At 67.2% G+C, this 5,918-nt stretch carries 3 protein-coding genes; 2 read left to right on the top strand and 1 reads right to left on the bottom strand.

What is annotated here, in order from left to right; genetic code table 11:
• Nucleotides 1-180: 180 nt before the first annotated feature.
• Together HUU95_RS06505 and HUU95_RS06510 are read left to right on the top strand one after the other, a co-directional pair.
• A complete protein-coding gene (locus tag HUU95_RS06505) occupies nt 181-381 on the top strand; it encodes a DUF2093 domain-containing protein (RefSeq protein ID WP_174279373.1) in 201 nt (66 codons plus the stop codon).
• A gap of 209 nt (nt 382-590) precedes the next feature.
• On the top strand, nt 591-3,785 hold the full coding sequence (locus HUU95_RS06510) for a TonB-dependent receptor (protein ID WP_174279374.1): 3,195 nt from the start codon (nt 591-593) through the stop codon (nt 3,783-3,785).
• 66 nt (nt 3,786-3,851) lie between these two features.
• Here HUU95_RS06510 and HUU95_RS06515 read toward each other — a convergent pair.
• On the bottom strand, nt 3,852-5,918 hold a 2,067-nt coding region (locus tag HUU95_RS06515), incomplete at its 5' end, for an AAA family ATPase (protein ID WP_174279375.1).

The raw sequence follows: 5,918 nt of genomic DNA on the forward strand, positions 1-5,918 counted from the left end.
CGGTGATCGACGCCGCCGCCGCGCGCGACGCCGGCGCGCTAACCGTGCGCTTCCGCAAGAACGAGACGGTTGCCGTCGTGGTTGAGGACGATGACGGCGCCCGGTATGCCCGCGTCAAGTCCACCCGCGCGCGCCCCGCCGCGCCGGGCCAGGCGACCCTGTTCTGACGAGGCCACGCCCATGCTGATGTCCAACACCGACCGGCCCGCGCGGCTGCATTACGGCCCTAACGGCTTCCGGGTGCTGACGCCCGGCGACCATGTCCGCTGCGCGGCGTCGGGCGCGCGCATCCCGCTGGACTCGTTGCGTTATTGGAACGTGCGGACGCAGGAAGCCTATGCCTCCGCCGCGATCGCCAGCGAGGCGATGCGCCCGCGCTGAGGCGATGCGGACGTCGGCGTGGGCCTGATCTGTGTTGCAGGCGGGTGACAGGGTCGCCCGAAAGTACGTCGGGAAAGTTTCGACAGGTTTACAGTATCTTCGCAGGCCAGCATTCCAGGCGTCGAAGTTCCGGCGACACCACTACGTCGGTCGGAGCCGATCATTCCACCGGCGGCCACCGCCGGGAGGCTGCACGCGAGGACTGTTCAGTGACCAACCTGTCTTCTACCCGCAAGCTGCTCCGCGGGTCCACCGCGCTTCAGGCGATCGCGCTGTTGGGTGCCAGCATCGGCCTGGCCGCGATCGCCGCGCCGGCCTCGGCGCAGGACTATACGTCCGGCGCGATCAGCGGCTCGGTCGCCTCGGCCGACAACGCGCCGGTCGCGAACGCGACGGTGACGTTGCGATCCCAGGCGCAGAACCAGACCCGCACGTTCCAGACGACGGGCAGCGGCAGCTTCAACGCGACCGGTCTGGCGCCGGGCAACTATGACGTCACGGTCCGCGCGGACGGTTACCGCGACACGACTGGGACGATCAGCGTCGTCGCGGCGCAGGAGAATGCGGTGCGCCTGACGCTGGTCAGCACCAGCGCCCCGGCCGAGGTCGTCGTCACCGGTGCCCGCGTGCGCCAGGATTTCACCAAGACCACCACCGGCCTCAACATCGATGTGCCCGGCACCACGTCGCAGATCGCGCTGCCGCGTTCCGCCACCGCGCTGACGCTGCTGGCGCCGGGAACGGTGTTGGGAGTCGCGGGCTTCACGACGTCCAATGGTGAGCGCGTGCCGTCGGTCGGCGGTTCGTCGGTGTCGGAGAACGCCTATTACATCAACGGCCTGAACATCACGAACCCGGACACCTATGTGGGCGGCGCCAAGGTGCCGTTTGACTTCTACAAGTCGTTCGACGTGCAGACCGGCGGCTATGCGGCCGAGTTCGGGCGCGCGACGGGCGCGGTGCTCAACGCGACCACCAAGTCGGGCACCAACACGCCGTTCATGGCGATCCACGCCAATTTCCAGCCCCAGCAATTGAAATCCCATCAGAAGAACGTCGGCGCGGTGGACGGACCGGTGTCGATCGGCGCGCTGGCGCGCGACGACAGCACGCAGGTCGCGCTGGAGGCAGGCGGCGCGCTGATCAAGGATCACGTGTTCCTCTACGGCCTGTTGCAGACCAACGCGCAGATCACGGAGCGCGCGTTCGGGCTGGCGGGAACGTATGAGCGCGACGTCACCAACGACCCGTTCTACGGCGGCAAGGCGGACGTCTACTTCACGCCGACGCAGCATGCGGAGTTCACCTATTTCAACACGTCGTCGCACACGCGCATCACCAACTTCGCGTTCACGCCGAACGCGGCGTTCAACGGCGGTACGATCGGCAACGTCACCGGTGTCGAGGATCAGAAGACCGGCGGCGTGAACTATGTCGGACGGTATACGGGCAGCATCACTGATTTCTTCCAGATTTCGGCCGCCTATGGCTTGAATAAGGACGCGAACAACCTTTCCCCGACCGATCCCGCTTCCTACTATGTGCGCGATCAGCGCGCCGCCACTTCGCCAACCGGCACCACGACGACGCGCATCATCTCGACCCTTCAGCCATTCCAGGGAAACACGATTGATGCGACGCGCCGCCGGTTTTACCGCGTGGATGGCGATCTTCGACTGGAGTTGCTCGGCCGGCATCATTTCCGCTTCGGCTTCGACAACGAGGATCTGAGCGAAAGCAAGATCAACGCGCTGAACGGCACGTTGCCGATCCGCTACACCTACGCGAACTCGGGCGTGCAGCTGCTGTATGAGCGGCTGGGCGGCAACGTGTCCGGACGTGATCGCGCCTACTATCTGCAGGACTCGTGGGAGCCGCTGACCGGCCTGACCCTGAACCTCGGCGTGCGTGACGACGAGTTCAACCAGAAGAACCTCTCGGGTCAGAAGTATCTCGACTTCAAGAGCAACTTCGCCGCACGGGCGGGCTTCAGCTTCGTCCCGGGCGGCGACTCCAAGTTCCGGTTCACCGGCAACTATGGTCGTTATTTCATCCCGCCGGCGATGAACCTCGGGTTCCGCGGCCGCGATCTGTATTTCGCCGAGTATTTCAACTACCCCGGCGTGACGAACGGCACGCAGGCTGGCGGGCAGACGCAGACGGCCGCGAACACCGCAGCGTCCGGGGCGTTCCGCACCGATCCGGTGACCGGCCTGCCGTTGCTGGCATTGGGGTCGGCGCAGACCAATCGCGCGGGGTCGGGCTACGCCTCGACCTGCCCGACCAGCCTCGCCGCCGCGCCGGGCGCGCCGGTCAACGGCGCCGCGACCTGCCTCATCTACGGCGCGGGCGTGCAGGATCCTGCCTTCGCGAAGGTCGCGCCGGGAACCAAGGCGACCTATGAGGACGAGTTCCTCGCCAGCGCCCGCTTCCAGTTCACCAATCTGATCTCGGTCGGGCTGACCGGCACCTACCGCAAACTGTCGCGTGTGTCGGAAGATACCGACTTCGCGCCGATCATCGCGACCGCGTTGAATTGCGGGGCGACCGGCCAGACCGGCACGGCGGCGCAGTGCAACTTCTACACCAACAACTCGGCCTATTACATCTACAACCCGGGTTCCTCGACCGTGAAGCTGGTGGACTTCACCAATGCCGGCACGGTGTTCACCCTGACGGGCCAGACCTTCCCGAAGCCGCGCCGTACCTATGAAGCGGTGTCGATCGACTTCAAGCATGCCGATAACGGGGTGTTCTCGCTGCAGGGTTCGGTGACGCTGTCGCGCCTGAAGGGCAATAGCGAAGGTACGGTCAAGTCTGACGCCGGCAACACCGCGCAGACGGACGCCGGCTCGACGCAGGATTATGACTATCTGGGCCTGACCGATTACAGCAACGGCATCCTGCCCAACAATCATACCTGGATCATCAAGGCGTTCGGGTCGGTCCACGTCACGCCGAAGTTCATCCTGGGCACCGATATCCAGGTCGTGTCGCCGACCTTCGGGTCGTGCGAGGGTTTCCACCCGACCGATCCCAATGCCGCCGGCTATGGCTCGTCCAGTTTTTATTGCGCGACGGGCGCGCTCAACGCGGCGGGCTATTACACCGCGACGGCACCGTCGCCGCGCGGCACGGGGCTGAAGTCGCAATGGCAGAAGACGATCGATCTGTCGGCGCGCTACACGCTGCCGTTCGGTAACGATCACATCCTGGTGCGTGGGGACGTGTTCAACGTCTTCAACTCGCGCGCGGTGGCGCAGACCTATAATCAGCACGAGCTGACCAAGATCGATGCGACCGCGACCGCGCCGGCGCAATATCAGCCCGATCCGCTCTACGGCACGGCGACGGCGTACACGCAGCCGCGCTACGCCCGCCTCGGGTTCGACATCACCTTCTGATCCCGACGGATCGATCAGACATGCGAGGGGGGCGAGGGCGACCTCGCCCCCTTTTCGCTGTCCGCCTCAACCCACCGTTAGCGCCAGCTTCCCGTCACCCTCGTCCACCGCCACGGTCGCGCCGTCCTTCACCGCGCCGCGCAGGATCAGGTCCGCCAGCGGGTCCTGCAGGTGGCGTTGCACCGCGCGCTTGAGCGGTCGCGCGCCGTACACCGGGTCATAGCCGACCCGCCCGAGCCAGGCGCGGGCCGCGTCCGTTAGGTCGAGCCGCACCTTCCGCTCGGCCAGCAGCTTGCCGACGCGGGCGACCTGTATGTCGACGATCGGGCCCATGTCGGCCTGCCCCAGCCGGTGGAACAGGATCACCTCGTCCAGCCGGTTGAGGAACTCCGGGCGGAAATGGCCGCGCACGATCTCCATCACCTGCGGCTCGACGGCGCCCACGTCCTGTCCCTCGTCCAGCGACGCGAGATGCTGCGAGCCCAGATTGGAGGTCAGGATGATGAGCGTGTTGGTGAAATCCACCGTGCGCCCCTGGCCGTCGGTCAGCCGGCCGTCGTCGAGCACCTGGAGCAGCACGTTGAAGACATCGCCATGCGCCTTCTCCACCTCGTCGAACAGGATGACCTGATACGGCCGCCGCCGCACCGCCTCGGTCAGCACGCCGCCCTCTTCGTAGCCGACATAGCCCGGCGGCGCGCCGATCAGCCGCGCCACCGCGTGCTTCTCCATGAACTCGCTCATGTCGATCCGCACCATCGCGGCGGCATCGTCGAACAGGAACTCGGCCAGCGCCTTGGTCAGCTCGGTCTTGCCCACGCCCGTCGGCCCCAGGAACAGGAACGAGCCCAGCGGCCGGTTCGGGTCCTGCAACCCCGCGCGCGCGCGGCGCACCGCCGTCGACACCGCGCGCACCGCGTCGCGCTGCCCGATCACGCGCCGGCCGATCGCGTCCTCCATGCCGAGCAGCTTCTCGCGCTCGCCCTCCAGCATCCGGTCGACCGGGATGCCCGTCCAGCGCGCGACCACCCCGGCGATGTCCTCCGCCGTCACCTCCTCGCGCAGCATCGCGCCCGCCTGCGCCGCATCGGCTTCCGCGATCTGTTTCCCCAGCGCCGGGATGGTGCCGTAGGACAGCTCGCCGGCGCGCGCGAGATCGCCCGCGCGTTGCGCCTGTTCCAGCTGGAGCCGCGCCGCATCGAGCTGCTCGGCCAGCCGCGCGCCGGCGGCGATCTTGTCCTTGTCCGCCTGCCAGCGCACCGTTAGCGCCGCCGACTGTTCCTCCAGCCGGGCCAGATCGGCCTCCAGCGTCGCCAGCCGATCCTTCGAGGCGGCGTCCAGCTCCTTCTTCAGCGCCTCGCGCTCGATCTTGAGCTGGATGATCCGCCGGTCGAGATTCTCGATCTCCTCGGGCTTGCTCTCCACCTCCATGCGCAGCCGCGACGCCGCCTCGTCCATCAGGTCGATCGCCTTGTCGGGGAGGAAGCGGTCGGTGATGTAGCGGTTCGACAGCGTCGCCGCCGCCACCAGCGCGCCGTCGGTGATGCGCACGCCATGGTGCAGCTCGTATTTCTCCTTCAGCCCGCGCAGGATCGACACGGTGTCCGCCACCGTCGGCTCGCCCACGAACACCGGCTGGAAGCGCCGCTGCAACGCCGGGTCCTTCTCGACATGCTTGCGATACTCGTCGAGCGTGGTCGCGCCGACGCAATGCAACTCGCCACGCGCGAGCGCGGGCTTGAGCAGGTTGCCCGCGTCCATCGCGCCCTCCGATTTGCCGGCGCCGATCAGCTGATGCATCTCGTCGATGAACAGCACGATGTCGCCGGCGGCGGCCTTGACCTCGTCGAGCACGCCCTTGAGCCGCTCCTCGAACTCGCCACGATATTTGGCGCCCGCGATCAGCGCCCCCAGGTCGAGCGACATCAGCCGCCGGTCCTTGAGCGTGTCGGGCACGTCGCCATTGGCGATGCGCAGCGCCAGGCCTTCCGCGATCGCCGTCTTGCCCACGCCCGGCTCGCCGATCAGCGCCGGGTTGTTCTTCGTGCGGCGCGCGAGGATCTGGATGGTGCGGCGGATCTCCTCGTCGCGGCCGATGACGGGGTCGAGCTTGCCGTCGCGCGCCGCCTGCGT

It is taken from the genome of Sphingomonas bacterium (genome assembly GCF_903643065.1).
Classification (GTDB): Bacteria; Pseudomonadota; Alphaproteobacteria; order Sphingomonadales; family Sphingomonadaceae; genus Sphingomonas.